Origin of the sequence: Hydrogenophaga sp. PAMC20947, assembly GCF_004795855.1 — a bacterium.
GTDB lineage: Bacteria > Pseudomonadota > Gammaproteobacteria > Burkholderiales > Burkholderiaceae_C > Hydrogenophaga.
Genome location: NZ_CP039252.1, coordinates 2,243,309 through 2,258,666, shown reverse-complemented (window position 1 = coordinate 2,258,666; position 15,358 = coordinate 2,243,309). Strand labels below are relative to the sequence as shown.

The 15,358-nt window shown below is 53.6% G+C and carries 14 protein-coding genes and 1 pseudogene; all 15 read right to left on the bottom strand.

Translation table 11 applies throughout. The features are described 5' to 3' along the window. Nucleotides 1-150: 150 nt before the first annotated feature. A pseudogene (locus tag E5678_RS10080) lies at nt 151-372 on the bottom strand (IS3 family transposase); the annotation flags it as partial. 14 nt (nt 373-386) lie between these two features. Further along, complete coding sequence (locus E5678_RS22295; RefSeq protein ID WP_168708534.1) at nt 387-545, bottom strand: hypothetical protein; 159 nt, start codon at nt 543-545, stop codon at nt 387-389. A 169-nt stretch (nt 546-714) separates the two neighbouring features. Beyond that, nucleotides 715-912, bottom strand: coding sequence for a hypothetical protein (locus tag E5678_RS22460; RefSeq protein ID WP_136178401.1), 198 nt, complete (start codon nt 910-912; stop codon nt 715-717). A gap of 426 nt (nt 913-1,338) precedes the next feature. Next, nucleotides 1,339-2,523 carry a rhamnan synthesis F family protein gene (locus E5678_RS10070; protein WP_136178400.1) on the bottom strand — a complete coding sequence of 395 codons (1,185 nt, stop codon included), beginning with the start codon at nt 2,521-2,523 and terminating at the stop codon, nt 1,339-1,341. 48 nt (nt 2,524-2,571) lie between these two features. Continuing rightward, nucleotides 2,572-3,429 (bottom strand): hypothetical protein, encoded by an 858-nt coding sequence (locus tag E5678_RS10065; protein WP_136178399.1) that lies wholly within the window; start codon nt 3,427-3,429, stop codon nt 2,572-2,574. A 45-nt stretch (nt 3,430-3,474) separates the two neighbouring features. Next, nucleotides 3,475-4,707: a glycosyltransferase gene (locus E5678_RS10060; protein ID WP_136178398.1), complete on the bottom strand. Its 1,233-nt coding sequence runs from the start codon at nt 4,705-4,707 to the stop codon at nt 3,475-3,477. A gap of 138 nt (nt 4,708-4,845) precedes the next feature. Then, nucleotides 4,846-6,111: a glycosyltransferase family 2 protein gene (locus E5678_RS10055; protein WP_168708533.1), complete on the bottom strand. Its 1,266-nt coding sequence runs from the start codon at nt 6,109-6,111 to the stop codon at nt 4,846-4,848. A gap of 475 nt (nt 6,112-6,586) precedes the next feature. Beyond that, nucleotides 6,587-7,258: an FkbM family methyltransferase gene (locus E5678_RS10050; RefSeq protein ID WP_136178396.1), complete on the bottom strand. Its 672-nt coding sequence runs from the start codon at nt 7,256-7,258 to the stop codon at nt 6,587-6,589. Nucleotides 7,259-7,347: 89 nt separating this feature from the next. Then, nucleotides 7,348-8,097, bottom strand: coding sequence for a class I SAM-dependent methyltransferase (locus E5678_RS10045; RefSeq protein WP_136178395.1), 750 nt, complete (start codon nt 8,095-8,097; stop codon nt 7,348-7,350). A gap of 71 nt (nt 8,098-8,168) precedes the next feature. Then, complete coding sequence (gene wecB, locus E5678_RS10040) at nt 8,169-9,275, bottom strand: UDP-N-acetylglucosamine 2-epimerase (non-hydrolyzing) (protein WP_136178394.1); 1,107 nt, start codon at nt 9,273-9,275, stop codon at nt 8,169-8,171. Continuing rightward, nucleotides 9,272-10,858 (bottom strand): polysaccharide deacetylase, encoded by a 1,587-nt coding sequence (locus E5678_RS10035; RefSeq protein WP_247596976.1) that lies wholly within the window; start codon nt 10,856-10,858, stop codon nt 9,272-9,274. The genes wecB and E5678_RS10035 overlap by 4 nt, the downstream gene beginning before the upstream one ends. A 9-nt stretch (nt 10,859-10,867) precedes the next feature. After that, nucleotides 10,868-12,274 (bottom strand): phenylacetate--CoA ligase family protein, encoded by a 1,407-nt coding sequence (locus E5678_RS10030; RefSeq protein WP_136178393.1) that lies wholly within the window; start codon nt 12,272-12,274, stop codon nt 10,868-10,870. An 11-nt stretch (nt 12,275-12,285) separates the two neighbouring features. Continuing rightward, nucleotides 12,286-13,068, bottom strand: coding sequence for an ABC transporter ATP-binding protein (locus tag E5678_RS10025; protein WP_136178392.1), 783 nt, complete (start codon nt 13,066-13,068; stop codon nt 12,286-12,288). A 4-nt stretch (nt 13,069-13,072) separates the two neighbouring features. Then, entirely contained in the window at nt 13,073-13,921 is an 849-nt protein-coding gene (locus E5678_RS10020) for an ABC transporter permease (protein ID WP_136178391.1), read from the bottom strand. Continuing rightward, nucleotides 13,899-15,335, bottom strand: a complete 1,437-nt coding sequence (locus E5678_RS10015; RefSeq protein ID WP_136178390.1) for a mannose-1-phosphate guanylyltransferase/mannose-6-phosphate isomerase — start codon at nt 15,333-15,335, stop codon at nt 13,899-13,901. The genes E5678_RS10020 and E5678_RS10015 overlap by 23 nt, the downstream gene beginning before the upstream one ends. Between the last annotated feature and the right edge of the window lie 23 nt (nt 15,336-15,358).

Here is a 15,358-nt window from a genome sequence, read left to right as displayed (position 1 = left end):
CAATTTTTGAATTGTTCTTTCGTTTTGACCTGTCCCGTAATCCTCTCAGGTGCCACTGTCGACAGAGCTAGAACGACTACGCAGCTATGACCAGATGTCGCTTTGGGCTGAATCCACCGAGTGGACTTCACCCGTTTCTGTAGACAATTTTCAACTTCCAGTTCGAAGTTGCTCGAAGTCCATCGGGCTCAGCTGGTCGAGATGGCTGTGCCTGCGGACGCGATTGTAGAAATCCTCGATGTAGTCAAACACGTCTGACCTCGCATCGTCACGGGTTGGATAGATACGCCGCTTGATCCGCACCTTCTTCAAACTGCTGAAGAACGATTCCGCAACGGCATTGTCCCAACATTTTCCCCGCCGATGAACCGCCCCGCCGGGGCGGTTCATCGGCTATTGAAGCCGGTGAGGTCCAGAATCACCTGCGACTTGCCTTGGCAGGCCTTGATCTGCTGCAACGCCTGTATCACCCGCTCACGAGGCAACGAGAAGTCAGCCTCAACGCCCAGCGCCTCACGGTTGAATTTGTCGATCACATTGAACAAGCGCGGGCTCCTCCCGTCTTTGAGCCCGTTTTAGACCAGGTTGATGGTCTGCGGTACAGCCAGTGGCTGCGGCTTCTCCGCCCCTGACTCTTGCGTGGTTTGATACGCAGGTTGAGCTCCAACTCGCGGTAGATGCGGGACACCCGTTTGTGGTTCCAGTCGAAGTTCTTCAAGCTGTGCCGGTACAGGTAGCACAGCCTGAATCCCCAGTGCGGTGTTTGTCCGTCAGGCACATCAGCCAGTTGGCAATGGCTTCATCATCGGCGTTGTGTTTGCTCGCATAGCGGTAGCAGGATTCGCTGACCATGAATGCCACACATACCACCCGTAAGGGGATGCTGCACTGCTCAACCTCGTACTTGGCCATCTCTGTCCCTCGAGAGGGCCTCACCGCCTTTTTGCCAGTACCTCCGCCACGATCTCGGACTTGAGCTTTTCCTATAAGTACACCTTCTTGAGGCGCGGATTCTCGTCCTCAAGGCCCTTCACGCACTACCAAGCCAGCATCAACGCGCTTCAAGGCATCCATGATCTGGCTGTCGGTACATCTTGACATCTCCACGTTGATATTTCTTTTTTGGAGAATTCTACCTACAGGGCCGTTGGTCTTTCGAGAAGATTGCCAACTCCAATGTCAATTAGCTTGACGTCTGCAGTTTCGAATTTGGATGATTAACTGGCGCTCGGCATGGCGCTATTTCCATTTATGCTTCCATCTCCAATGGAATCCATTGACGCCGCTGAAGGCCAAGCGACCACGCTAAGGGGTTGATAGATAGGGCGTTTGGTCAGTCTACTCTGCTCTAATCAGAGGAAAAAGTCGATTTTCCTTTGATCCATATGCGTGGTAGTGGGATATCGCGTTTGCCAAACTACCACTTTTGATGGCTTCTTTCACGTCCGGATAGGACTCCAAGTATCGCTGCTCATCAAACCGAAATTTCATTTCCTTCGGGAGAGTGCTCAAGACACGATCAGAAGCAAGGCATTCATTAATTGAAACCGTTATAGTATCAAAATTGGTTTTGATGGCTTTCTCGGCATCAGATCTGCTTACTACATACATCGCTAGTTCGGAATTAAGATCAATCAATGCATCGCTAATCAGTGTTAGGTCGTATGTAGAATGTACTTTGATCGTTTGAGGCCATTTGGAAATATCTGTATTGGTCGGATTTTTCGTCAATAATTCCCTCTTAATGAAGGGAAGTCCGATTTCAATCAAATATCTCCAGTAATAGTGCGTGGCATTCAGGCGAAATTGAAGATCGAACTCGGAAATAGGTTCTACTCCAGCAACCATTGACGAATTTTTCAATATTTTTAGCACCGCCGAAAAATGCTGCTCTAGAAGATCCGAAAAGGGGAATAATGCTGCTACCTTGTAACCTTTGGAGATAAAGTATTGAGTCCCGCCTACTTCGTAGCGGTTGATGATTTCTTGCTTGAAATTTGGCGTAGTGTTGTCAATTAGGGTGACCGAATCCCAAAAATTTCTGAAAACTTGACTGGAAAGTAAATTTCCTTTGAAGTGAATAAAGTAGCTTTGGATGTGGTAGCTTAGGTCGAATGAATCCGTTAGGCCTACCATTTCGGCAACGTGATTTTCCATCTGGACCATGATGGATCTAAGGTTCGAGATAGGCCCAAATACACTGTCGTTTGCAATCAAAAGACAGTCTACCTGTATACCGCTTTCGAAAAGTACTTCTATACCTTTTCGATAAGATGAGAAATCGTAACCAACGTTCTGTCTAAACAGAGTTTTGAAGCACAAATTGTCTAAATACTTGCAATCGCTATCGGATACCATTTGTGATGTGGATACGAAAATAATATCGTATCCACATGCGGTAATTTCCTCTAGATAGAATTTGACGTATCGAGCAAGTTTTCCATTGGGATCGAAGTGAGAATATACACAAAATTTTCGTCCTTCACCCGCGAAGTGAGTGACTTTACCTAGTGGCGTATTCATATCATAATTCGTCTTTTTAGGGCTAAATTTTTGCTCGGCATCGGCATTTTAGGTGATTGTTCTTCCAGTGTGGGGATGTGGGGTATCTCTAAAATGTACCCTGGCAGCCTGCGCTAATGCATCGCAATGCTCTTCCATTCTGTGGACCAATTCGGGTGAAAAGCTACCAAGTTGATCTGCACGATCTATTTCGGGAATAATACTTTGAACAAATTTTCTTTCAGCCTCCATCAAGCAGAAATCCAAAGGATCGAGCGAGATGCTGCTAACCTTTAATTCTGGGTGGAGAGATAGATAGGTTGTGAACAAGCGCTCGGTTATGAAGGGAAGGAATGGCGTTGGATCTGTGTGAAAGGTTTCGACGAGAGCATTAACTACAGCAGGATGGTTTTCGTTGTGTTCGATAAAAACGGCGAGTTTCTCCAGAAGCCCACCAACGTACTGCTCCCAAAACGTAGGGCTCCCAACCCAAAAACTGGAATAGGCTAGCGTTTTGTGATCGTGCCTCGGCTGTTTTTCAATGTCTATGTCGATGCCTGCAGCCGTAAGTAAGTTTTGGGCACAGTTTGTAATGCCAGGATGATTTGACTCGGCTTGCATCCATATATTGTATGAACGATACCGCATCTGTGGGAATGGATTTACGAATACCACATCGGCATCAGATGCTGATTGGCAATATGCAATGAATTCTTCGCCACTTAGATGTGTTTTTAGTCCAAATTTTGGTGAGAATATACCAGTCAATTTGTTATTTTCATATAGCTTTGCTCGGTACACCTCGATGTGCAGCCTGAATTCTCGCCATTTCTTGAACTTATCATTGGATGTATGCGGGTAAGCAATGAAACTCTTCTCAGAGAGTACCTGCTCTGGCCGGTAGATAGGTTCGTATATGGTGATCATTTTGTCAGTTCGGTACAAAAATGTTTGAGAAGCTTCATCAAAGGTTTATGGTGAAATTTTCGCTTGTTTCTCTTGGTTCACAATTTCGAGCATCTTGCCTAGTCTATTTCCCCAGGTGTTTTCCCCAACAATTTTATTGCCTCGCATTTTTGAGAGCTTTCCAGAGTCAAGCGAAGATTGAATGGCATTTGTGAAGTCTAATGTTGAATCTGCAATCGTTATGGATTCAGTATTTGCCTTTGTAAATTCTAGAGATGTCGACACTACTGGCAATCCGGCTGCTATATATTCAAAAAACTTCATTGGGAACATGCTGCGCGTATATTCGTTAACTTTGGTTGGTAGCAGACCTACAGAAAATCCACGAAAATATTCTGGAAGAACTGAGTAGGGCTTATGGCCCAGCAAGTGGACGTTGGGCAACAGGACCATTGCCTTGAGCGTAGAGTCTCGTTGCCCCTCTATTTCCTCACCAATGATCACAAAACTCCATTGAGGGTTTTGGCTTGCTACTTCCTTCAGGAGTGAAAAATCAACCTTGAAATCTGAAAGGGCGCCTGCGTAGCCAATGCGTGGTGGTGGGATATCTGAGAGATCGCTTGGTAAGTCTCCAGGATCGTGGGCGCGCGAGAAGTGCTGAACGTCTACAACATTTGGAAAGTTATGTACGCGCTCAGAGATTTTGTTGCATTTTGCATACAGGGTCTTGCTGGTAGTAAACGTGGCATCTGCAAGCGCCAGAAGGCGACGTTCTTCTGCGCTAAATGCTTCGGCATTAATACCCGGAATAGCGGAAAGGTCGTCTACGCAGTGGTACACCAAGCGCCCGAGGGGTTGCTGATGACGTGATTTGAGCAGATCGAGAACTTCGAGCACGTAGGGGTGGTAAGTCCAGATCAAGGGCGACTGAAATCGCTGTTGTTTGGTGAAGCGCGAGATGGTCCAGCTGAGAAGGCCTTGATTGAGCGCTCTGATCCAGGGGTGTGCGTGTTTGAACGGGATGACCAGTGGTGACAACACCCAGAGACCCTCTCGTATATGTTGAGGCCCTTTGAGCCCGCGCCAGAGTCGTCGCATAATGCGCCCCCAATCGGTGCCGCTGCCCAGCTTAGGCGCCCGCAATCCGATGCTCTCGATGTACAACACACGCCAGCCAGCCTTTACAAGATGGTCGGCAGTGTGTTGTTTGTTGGTCCAGTACGGGGTGTCCCAGTCAGCGGTCGCAAAGAGCAAGCAGTCGCCTGCTGTTTGTGGGGAGGAGTTTTGAGCTATCGACATGTTGTTGGTGAGATTCGACGTACTAGCCGATTTTCCAAGGCTGGATGCAAACCTTGCGCGAGGCAGGTACTTTTTTGGGGAGGGCCAAGAGAGAATGGGGGCGGATTTCTCGGCATCCGGCCATGCATCGTCGGCGCATTACTTGAGGTGCTCGCGAGCGTATTTTCCCATTGCAATGGGGTCTGTTGCCAGGCCACCTTTGGCGATGGCTCTGATCTCGATGGCAGCCGTTGCCAAGCTTGGTGGGTGTTGGTCGAAATAGGCGACGAAGCCTGTGTCGTTTGGTGCCAGCGGATGGTGCGTCACAACGTCTGTTCTATCAACCCTTGAAAAGGCCTGTGGATAGCGCCAAGGGCCTCCGTCGACGCGCATTTTCAGTGATTGAGCCACACGGCTTCCCCATGGCGCCGCCCAACCAAATAGCCGAATGCACCGGTCACCGTTTTCGATAGAGTCGATGTTGCCAAGATGAGGGATGCTCCATGTCGAAGTGGCATCTCTCAAATTTGTACCGATAGCTTGTGCGCTGAAAAGACGAGCCTTTTGGCGAATGGAGTGAATTTCAGCATCTAAACTAACTTTATAGCTTGTGGAGGGCGGTGCGTGGAAGTCGTTGTTGTCGTGCGCGATATAGAAGCAATTGTCTCGAATCCCCGGCAAGTACGCCCGGCCTCTTGCTCTCTTTTTCGTGAATTCACTGTACGACTTGACCACGTAGTGATTGATCCGAAAATGCTGCCAGCAGGTGGTCTGACTTAGGCATTCGTTGATTAAGGGGTCCGGCGAGATGCCTGGGTGTGCGACTATCTCATCTCCGTCTGTGTGCAAGTAGAGTGCATTTGGTATGAGTTTTGCGTGGTGAGGGCCGACCATGTATTCGATCGATCCAACTTTGACAATGGACTTGAACTGCTTGTTGAGCACGTGTCCTTTGGCCGCATGCCAGGTAAAGCGCGTGCTCATGGGCTTGTCGTCATGTCGAATATGGCCAGAAGACCCGTAGGTGGCCCAGTTGAGCGCAAGGGCTCCTATGTCGGGATGCCTGGTGTAGAGTTTCGCCAAGAACGCAGGAAGATCGTGGCTTGCTTCGGTTGGCCAGATTAACTCGTCAGCGTCAATAAAGGCCATCCAGTCGACTTCCTTCCCGTGCTCCCTCAGCAGCATTTCGTATGCTGGTACCTGAGGTGTCTTACCCAAGGGGGTTGGGAATAGATGGTGTGTAAGGTAACCAGCTAACTGCAGCGCATCCAGCAATTCTGTCGTGCCGTCATTGCTGTCATTGTTAGCGATGAAGAAGTCATGAATGCCCATCAAGCGATGGTGTGCAAGCCATTCGATGATATAAGGCGCTTCATTTTTGAAGATTGCAGAAATACCTACAGTTGGAGTGGTGTATTTCTTCAAGGAACGAAAATTTCGCATAGTCTTCACGATTATTTGATGAAACAATGCTCCGATCACGGTCCGGAAAGAAGAGCCTGTGGTACATTCGCGAGGCATCTCACGTGCATAGGCAATGCGCTTATCGAGGTTGACCCCATCTCTTTTCATTAATGAAATGAACCGTGGTTCCAATTTAGGTAGCACGCCAGCTCATACGCCCCAATGAATAGTTCAACAGCATGGTCGAGCGCTCGAGCGCTCGAGCGCTCGAGTGGGCGTATGGTTGTGCTCCCGACGCACCTCTCTTAGATTTGGAAAAATCCGGAGAAGACCTCCGCCTTGTTCGTGGATTTGTACAACCACCAGCAATCCTTATTGGATTCAAAAAAGCAAAATCCACTATCAATCAATTGCGGACTGGTGCTTTCCTCGCCCAAGTTTTTTTGGGACCTCCCTGGCACCACACTGTGAGTGTTAGCTGTGGAGGTAAGTGAAATCAGAATCTAATAACGCCTTGCGGGAGTGCACCGATTAGCTTCGAATTAACGAATAATGGGTTGGATCTTCTCATAATTGGCACACCTCCACCAGACCATTCTCTCATTTGTTCATAAATTCCAAAAAGGTAGAACCCATTGTTGGTAAGTTTATTGTAGATGTCGAAAAACGAATTGTGGTATTTGTTGTGTGGGTTCAAAGATGCCTCTGCTTCGATGAACTTTATATCTTGCAGGTGTTGAAGTGAGCCCTCAAGAACTTTGAGTTCGCTCCCTTCGGTGTCGATTTTCAGATAGTCAATGCATTCAATATTATGGGTTTTGCAATACAGATCGAGGGTCGTAAGTTTGACAGTCACGTTACCAACACCATCGGAGCGCATTCTGTTCATTGTGGATGTTCCCGAGGCGTCGAACCTCACCTCCACTTGAGCGTCTGACAGGCCGACATTGTTGAGTTTGAACAGTGGATTCGAAAAAAATTTTTCGCTTAATTTGGCGAAGGATTCTGATGTTGGTTCAAAGCAATGTACTTCTGCATCAGGACACTTTATGTGAAATACTTCGGCCGACTGTCCGATGTTTGCACCTACATCAAAGATGCATTTAATGGGCAATTCGGGAAAGCAGGCGTTGATATCGCCCAGTTGGGATCTTATGTCGAGTTGCATTTGAGTGGCCAATTTTCCGAGAACCGTAGGTTAGAATTGATGTGACAATTATCCTAATTTTCGCAGCCTTTGGGCGATGCCAGTACTCTCTAGCGCTTCTTGAGGTAGTAGACATCTTGGTGGTTGTCCCAGCCACCAATGATTTTTTCTATCAGGTCCATTTCATGCTCTTCAGCAATGTGCTGCATCCATTGATTTGGTATCAACGAAATACCGTAGCTGTCACCAATGTATTCGACGGTCTTGGCTTCGAAATTGTGATTTGGTAGATAGTTGACAAAACCAAATTGCTCTTTGTCGAATTTTTCGATTAAATGCTGCCGCGCCACTTCACCAATTTCGTAAACATCGCGCTCTGCAAGTAGTTGTCGGGATCGAACCCCGTGGATGGTTACAACGGCAATGCCCCCTTGTTTGATTACTCTGAAAAAGTGCTTGAGCAGTGTGGTGGAGTTGAATGCAGATAGGTGTGTTATCAAAGAGCCCATGCCGGCAACATCAAACATGTTGTCGGACAAGCCGGTGAGTTCGTTGAATGGAGCTTGGGCGGGATGACCCATGACGCCAAACTGCTCGGTGACAAATTTGACTGCTGGCACCATGATGTCTGACGCACAGATGTGTTCGGCAGGAAACATGGAGACCAAGTGGCGGGTCACCCTCCCGTACCCGCAGGGGAGTTCAAGGATGCGAGGAGCCGACGTGGAGTTTTGGAGGCGACTCGCTGCTTGAATGTGGCCCGCCATCTGTTTGCCGACTGACTCATAATGCTCAAGTGAGCCTGAGAACATATCGTCGTCAGGGTGAATAGTCACTGAGGGCTGCGTGGGTTGTGTCATGGTCTGAATTGAATGGATGATTGATCTTGCGGAATTTGGTAGCTTTGCGCAAAAGACTGGCGACTTTCGAATTATTGGTCTTTCGTCAGGGTACTGAATATGCGCAAAGCAGCTTGCCCGTCCCCATAGGGGTTGGCTTGTTGTTTGAGTTGTGCAGCGTGCTCTGTGTTTTCCAGCCATGCCTTGGCGGCGGAAAGCACAGCCACCTGGCCGGTTCCAGCCAACGTAGCAAACCCGGCATCAATGCCTTCGCTCCGTTCGGTGTGCTCGCGCATGACTACGCAAGGGACACCAAAGGAGGGGGCTTCTTCTTGAATGCCACCGGAGTCGGTCAGGATGAGGGTTGATCGACTTTGCAGATAGAGGCTGGTTTCAAAGTCAACGGGACCTGTGAGCATCAGATTTGCTGCGCCGTGTAGCCGTTGGCGCACCACTTGCTGCACCTGGGGGTTGAGGTGCACAGGGAACACGAACCCGAGTTCAGGGTAGTCCTTGCACAGCTGAAGCAGCGCCGAGCAGATATTCTCCAGACCTTCGCCGAAATTTTCTCTGCGGTGGGTGGTGACCAGAACGAGGTTCCGCTCAGGAAACCATTCGCGGCCCGGACCGACATAGGGGCTGGTTGTCCATTGCTGCTTGATCAGCTCCACGGCGTCGATGACGGTGTTGCCGCACTGGGTGATGGCCGAAGCGGAGATGCCTTCGGCCAGCAGGTTGCGCGTGGCTTGGTCGGTGGGGGTGAAGTGCCACTTGGCCATGCGCGCAATCATGGCGCGGTTGATTTCTTCGGGGAATGGGCTATAGGGGTCGCCGGTGCGCAGCCCTGCTTCCACATGCGCGACCGGGATGCGTTGGTAAAACGCAGCCAGCGCTGCAGTGAAGGCGGTTGTTGTATCGCCCTGGACCATGACCGCATCGGGGCGTTGCTCTTGAAGCGTTTTCGTCATTTGCTCGAGCAAGAGCGCGGTCAGCGACGGAAGCGTCTGGTTTTCACGCATCAGATCCAGCTCAATGTCGGGCTGAATGCCAAAGCAGGCCAGCGCCTGGTCGAGCATCTGACGGTGTTGGCCGGTCGAGCAGGTGATGATCTCCATGCCGGGCGTGCGCTGCCCTTCGGCAACCACCGGTGCAAGCTTGATCACTTCAGGGCGGGTGCCGAAAACGATCATCAGTTTCATGGCAGCAGCCCTTCTTGCTCGATGCATATGTGCTGGCCGCGGTGGCGCACGCTCAGAGGCCAGGAAGAGTTCTGCACTGTGCGTTTGATTCGGTAGCTGCCGTCCAATGACATCACTGCAGTGTGGGCTCGATCAAACAGGAAGTCCATGGCGTCGTCTTCGTTGGCCCACAAGATGCGTCCACCTGCAGTCTTGATGTGTGCAATGAGATCTTTGTGTGCCTGGAGGCGTTGTTCTTCATTGAGCCATCCGTAGGTGTACCGCTCGGAGAAGGGATGGTCGAGGTAGCCGAAAAACGCACCGCCCGTCCGGGCAATATCAAAGGCCTGGCGGAAGCTGCGCAGCGGGTCGCCCTCGGCCAGCATGCAGTCGCCATGCAGCATGCATTGCTGGCTGTGGCCGATGAAGCCCATGCCAGATGCGGGTGGGATCCCTGCGCGAGCGGTCAGAAAGTCGGGGTCGTTGCAGATGATGCCGCCGATGCAACCTTGATAGCCCGCGTCTGCCAGCCCCAGGCGTGCGTAAGCGGGTGTCTGGTGAAATGGTGACACAGCGTAGCGCACACGGCACCCGATAGCGGATTCGATGACGGCGGCGGAGGTTTGGCCTTCATGGAATGCGGCCTCGTGGTTACCGCCCCAGTTGGGGGCATGGGTTGCGGTGTGCGAGAGTATGGCGCCGCCTTCGGCCAGCACTTCGCAAGGCAGACGGTGGTGGCGTTCGTCGGTTAACACCCTGGCATGAAGAGCCAGACTGAAAGGAACTGCTTCTGATCGGTACAGCTCCCACAGTGCGCGTGCGGATTCAATGTTTTCGTCGCAATCCAGGCGCATGGTCACGGCGCTGTCGAAGCCGTGAGGTACCTCTGACAGAACCGGCTCGCACGGCAGCTCTTTGTGGCGATGGCAGGAGAGGAAATCTTCGACAATGCGCCACTCTTGCGAGTCAATGGGCCCCGCAGCACGGTTGAACCACAGCACGCTGCTGGCAGGGCGGTCCCACAGGGCGGCGAAAGAGCAAAGGAGTGCTTCGCCGAGATGGACCTGGGCCAGCTGGTTTTCTGACTGGGCCGTTGCATGTTGGGCGATGCTCCAGCAGGTACCGTCTGCCGTGATGGCTCCATAGCCCAGGTTGTTCCATTCCTCGGCATAGTCGTAGCGCCGAAAAGGGCGCTCCATCTGTGCGGGCACTCGGTTGGCAATCTGGGGTGCCGTTGCCGGGTAGACGACCCGGGCGGTGCTTTCAGCCGCACCGTGGATCGGGGCAGGGGGGCAGGTGGTGGTCACGGCCCAGTCTTGGGGCCACTCGTGGGCCAAAGTCACGTCGAGGGCCTGGGCCAGGCCTGTGGACAATCGCCCGAGCAGGATCAGCTTGACCGGACTGCGCAGCAACTTCAACAGTGCATCGGTCCACTCTTCGCGAGGGTGGATGAGCACATAGACGGCTGGTTGCTCGCCCGGCAGGATTGCCAATAAAGAGGCGCTACCCAGTGTGGCGGATCCCTGGCCACAGCTGCGTTGCAGCGCCGAGACCAGCAGTTGGGCCGTGGCTTGCTCGCTGCCTGGTGCAATGACGTGGATCAATTGGAAGCCTTACCCTGTAACAACATGGCGGAACTTGGCGTGCCGGCCGACCCGAACAAAATCGCTGTGTTCGACGAACTGCACCTCAAATGCCTGCGGCCAATAGGACTCAATGCGCTGGCGAATCTGCTCAGCATTGCCATGGGTGTCCACCACAATGCGCAGCACCGGCATCGCAGAGCGAAGATCGATCTGGAACTCCTGGATGCCGCCAACACGGTGGTCCAGCACGTCCTGAATATGGTGGGTGGCATGGGGCACCCCGTTGATGGGCACCATGTCGTGAATGCGCCCGATCACTTCGGTGAGAAACATGCCACTGCTGCGCTGCTCCACGCGGCCGAGGTCGCCACTGCGGTAGCGAATCAAGGGCATGAGGCGGTTGCGAAGGCCGGTGAACACCAGCTCTCCACGGCCTTCGCCGATGGTCTCGTTGTCGACTGGCGCCATTTCGCACCAGGCCTCGGAATCAAGGAGCTGCATGCCCGTGCCATCGGAAGGGTGCTGCATTTCGTAGGCCACCACGCCGAGCTCTGCAAGGCCGTACCGGTTGACAACACGGCATTGCAGCACTTTCGCGATTTTGGCTCGCTGGTATTCTTCCATCAGTTCACCGCTGGACTCGAACACCTCAAAACACTTGGCGCTCCCACGTGTGCTTTCGATGTGGCAGGCCAGGGCATAGATGGTGGAAGGGTGCCCGTGGACAAGGTAGGGCCGGCGGCGCTTCAGCGTGGCCCAAATCTCTTCCAGCCCCGCTTCGTCGAGTGCACCGAAGAAGATGTTGCTGCGGTTCATGGCGAAACACTTGAAGTCTTCGCGCGATGGCCACATGGGCACCGGGTCGCCAGGGAAACGGCAGGCGAAATGCAGCTCGGGCTGACGCTGGGACTTCCCTGCGCGGGCCCTGCAATACAGGGTAACGGCCGCAGAATAATCGGCGGCAGGCTGGTCGTAGTAGATGACGCAGGATTGCCCTGTGGATCCGCCGGTTTTGCAGGCATGGTGCCTCAAGTCGGCCAATGGCCGGCTGAGCAGCCGCTCACCCTGTTCCCGGATGATGTCTTTGGTCAGGTAGGGCAGGTCGTCCAGGTACCGGAGATCGTTGCGGAGTTTCTCGGGGTCGAATTTGATCGCCTGGAGCGTGTCGCGGTAGTAAGGCACCTCGCGCTGGGCAAAGCTCACGATGTCCGCCATCTGGCCGCGCAGGGCTGGCAAACGCTTTTCGAACGGTGTGCGGTAGGTGCCGTGCAGCGCTGCCAGCTTGGAGCGCACGTCACGATGCTCCATCCGCTCGGCCACCGGGTAGGCCATTTGCGCACTCACGAGACCTTTGAGGGCCCGAACAGGTTGGCGCGCAGAGATCCATTCCAGATAAGGCAGCGCCGGATGATCGGCGTGAACTTCAAATCGCATGGGGTGCCGACTCAATGTTGTAGAGGCAGCGCCGGGGCCGTTTCACCCGTCGATTTTTCGGTTTCGTTGGCGGTGGCCACGACAGCTTCATCGGTAACAATGCGACCGTGTTCGAGCTGGATCTTCCGAGTGCAGACGCTCTGAATCAGGTCGGTGCTGTGCGAGGCGATCACGAGGATGGAGGCTTTGTCTACCAACGACTTGAGTCGTTTTGCGGCTCGATCCTGGAACTCGGTGTCGCCAACGCTCAGCCACTCGTCCATGATCAGGATATCGGCCTCGATGCTGGTGGAGATCGCAAACGTGAGCCGCAGCATCATCCCGCTGGAGTAGGTGCGCACCGGCAGGTTCAGGTATTCGCCGAGTTGGGTGAAGTCGGCGATTTCGTCGATTTTGTCTCTGATGCGGCTGGGCTTGAACCCGTTCATGATGCCGCGCAGGTAGATGTTTTCGAACCCAGTGGCGTCTGGATCCACGCCCAGGGAAATATCGAGCAAAGACGCCGTTCGCCCGCGCAGTTGCAGTTGTCCGTGCGTCGGCGCGTAAATGCCCGAAAGCGTGCGCAGCAGCGTGGTCTTGCCCGATCCGTTGTGCCCAACCAAACCGACGCGGTCCCCATCTTGAAAGTTGAAGCTCAAATCGCTGAGTGCGGTCACCACGGGGTGGCTGCCTGCGTCGTTGCCGATAATGCCCCCGGTGCTGAGGCGCAGCATCTTCTTTTTGAGGGAACGATGCGAGTTCTCGAAAATGGGGAATTCGACGGTCAGGTGGTTTGCAATGATGCTTGAAGTCATGGGCTCAAAGCCAGTAAGAAAGTTTGTGCCGCGTTCTTTTCATCAGACCCTGCGCCAGGGCGAAACCAACCACAATGAGGCCGATCGCCCACAGCCATGAAACGGCTTCGATGGGCTCGCCTGTCATGGGCGCTCGAACGATCTCGATCAGGTGGTACAGCGGGTTGTAGTGGGCGATCCATGCGCGGTCCTTCAGGAGTGAAGGAGACCACATGATGGGAGTGAAGAAGAAGGCAACCTGCAGAACGTTGGTGATGATGGGCAGCGCATCTCGAAATCGAAGGCAAAGAATGCCCAGCACGATCCCCATCCACACGCCACAGAGCAACAAAAGAAACAGGCCAGGTATGACGAGGACAAAGCTGATGCCGGGACGATTGCCCAACGCCAGCGAGAACAACACGACAACAGGCAGGCTGTGCAGCAAAATACAAAAATTTCGCCACACAATTCGGCAGATGTGGGTGGTCACCGGCATGCGAATCTGCTTGATGAGGTAGCCCGCGCCGATGAATCCGTTGGCCCCTTCGACGATGCTGGTGGACAGGTATTGCCACAGCACCAAGCCAATGCCCAGGTAGGGCAGGTAGGTCACGATGTCCTGATTCAATAGCTCGGAGTAAAGCAGGCCGAGCACGCCGATCATGATGAAGGTGCTCAGCGTGAACCAGAATGGGCCAATGACCGAGCGGCGGTAGCGTTGGCGGATGTCGTGCCAGCCCAATGCGGCCCAGACATGCACGTTGCGCAAAGCCACCCAGATGTCGGTGCTGCCGTCGTGGTTGTACCAGTCGTCAGCGTGATCGCTCAGGGCTTTTTTTGCGGTGGGTTCAGATTGCAGGAGTTCGGCCATATTTGTCTTCAAAACGGACGATGTCGTCCTCGCCAAGATAGGACCCACTTTGCACTTCGATCATGACCAGCAGGTCAGGGCCGATGTTGGTCAAGCGGTGCCGGTGTTCGGCTGGAATGTAGGTGGATTCATTGGCATTGAGCTTCAGGATACGGTCGCCGTTGGTGACTTCGGCCACGCCACTGACGACGATCCAGTGCTCATTGCGGTGGTGGTGCATCTGAAGGCTCAGGCTGGCGCCTGGCCGGACTTCGATGCGCTTGAGTTTGTACCGGTCTCCCTCGCCCAGCACGGTGTAGGTGCCCCAGGGGCGGGCCACGGTCTGGTGCAGCTGGTAGGCCGGGTGTTGCCGGCCTTTGAGCAAGCTGACCACTTCGCGAACATCTTGCACACGGTCGGCGTCGGAGATGAGGAGCGCGTCAGGGGTATCGACGATCACGAGGTTGCGGGTGCCGACCGTTGCAATGAGCCGGCTGTCGCCGTGAACGTAGGTATTGTCCGAGTCGATAAACAGGGTTTCGCTGGTGCTGCGGTTGTGCCGGTCATCGGGCTCAGAGAGGTCGCGCACGGCGGTCCATGACCCGATGTCCGACCAACCGATGTCTGCGGGCACCACGGCGACATCGGCTGATTTTTCCATCAAGGCATGATCGATCGAGATTGACGGCACCAACCGGTAGGTAGCATCGGGAATCTCGAGCCCATGCGCGCCGCCCAGTTCGCGCGGCTTGAGGTCGACCATGCAATGGCGGCAGGCGTCGAGCACCGTTGGTGCGTGCTGCGCCATTTGCGCCAGGAACGCGCCCACACCGAAACAGAACATGCCAGAGTTCCACAGGTAGTCACCCGAGGCGAGGTATTCCCGTGCTGTGTCGATCGGTGGCTTTTCCACAAAGCGTGCAACCGCGTAGCCAGGCGCCAGCGCGGCCCCTTTTTGAATGTAGCCAAACCCGGTTTCCGGGTGCGTGGGCACTACACCAAATGTCACCAGCAAGCCCTTCTGGGCAAGCTCGGTCGCTGCTTGCACAGCCTCCTGAAAGGCTGTTTGTTTTTGAATCAGGTGATCGGCGGGAAGCACCAGCATGATCGCCTCATCGCCGTGCGATTGCTGCAACTGAAGCGCGGCCATGGTGATGGCGCCGGCGGTGTTGCGCCCCTGCGCTTCCAGGAGAAAAAATCCCTGGTCGCTGTTGCCGGCTTCTAGAAGGGCATCGCGACTTGAGAAAAAGTACTCTCTGTTGGTTATGGTGAGCGGGGCAGCACCGTTGCAAGCCAACGCAGCCCGTGCGTAGGTCTTGCGCAACAGGCTTTCGCCATCAGGCATCAGCATGAAAGGTTTGGGGTGTGCCTCACGCGAAACGGGCCATAGCCGCGTTCCTGCGCCGCCTGAAAGTACAACTGGAATGATTTGCATGAATGGTGAGTGAGCGGTCCGAA

Coding starts and splice junctions, on each gene's coding strand:
- E5678_RS22460 (WP_136178401.1), bottom strand. CDS start 912: ATGGCCAAGTACGAGGTTGAGCAGTGCAGCATCCCCTTACGGGTGGTA.
- E5678_RS10070 (WP_136178400.1), bottom strand. CDS start 2,523: ATGAATACGCCACTAGGTAAAGTCACTCACTTCGCGGGTGAAGGACGA.
- E5678_RS10065 (WP_136178399.1), bottom strand. CDS start 3,429: ATGATCACCATATACGAACCTATCTACCGGCCAGAGCAGGTACTCTCT.
- E5678_RS10060 (WP_136178398.1), bottom strand. CDS start 4,707: ATGTCGATAGCTCAAAACTCCTCCCCACAAACAGCAGGCGACTGCTTG.
- E5678_RS10050 (WP_136178396.1), bottom strand. CDS start 7,258: ATGCAACTCGACATAAGATCCCAACTGGGCGATATCAACGCCTGCTTT.
- E5678_RS10045 (WP_136178395.1), bottom strand. CDS start 8,097: ATGACACAACCCACGCAGCCCTCAGTGACTATTCACCCTGACGACGAT.
- wecB (WP_136178394.1), bottom strand. CDS start 9,275: ATGAAACTGATGATCGTTTTCGGCACCCGCCCTGAAGTGATCAAGCTT.
- E5678_RS10030 (WP_136178393.1), bottom strand. CDS start 12,274: ATGCGATTTGAAGTTCACGCCGATCATCCGGCGCTGCCTTATCTGGAA.
- E5678_RS10025 (WP_136178392.1), bottom strand. CDS start 13,068: ATGACTTCAAGCATCATTGCAAACCACCTGACCGTCGAATTCCCCATT.
- E5678_RS10020 (WP_136178391.1), bottom strand. CDS start 13,921: ATGGCCGAACTCCTGCAATCTGAACCCACCGCAAAAAAAGCCCTGAGC.
- E5678_RS10015 (WP_136178390.1), bottom strand. CDS start 15,335: ATGCAAATCATTCCAGTTGTACTTTCAGGCGGCGCAGGAACGCGGCTA.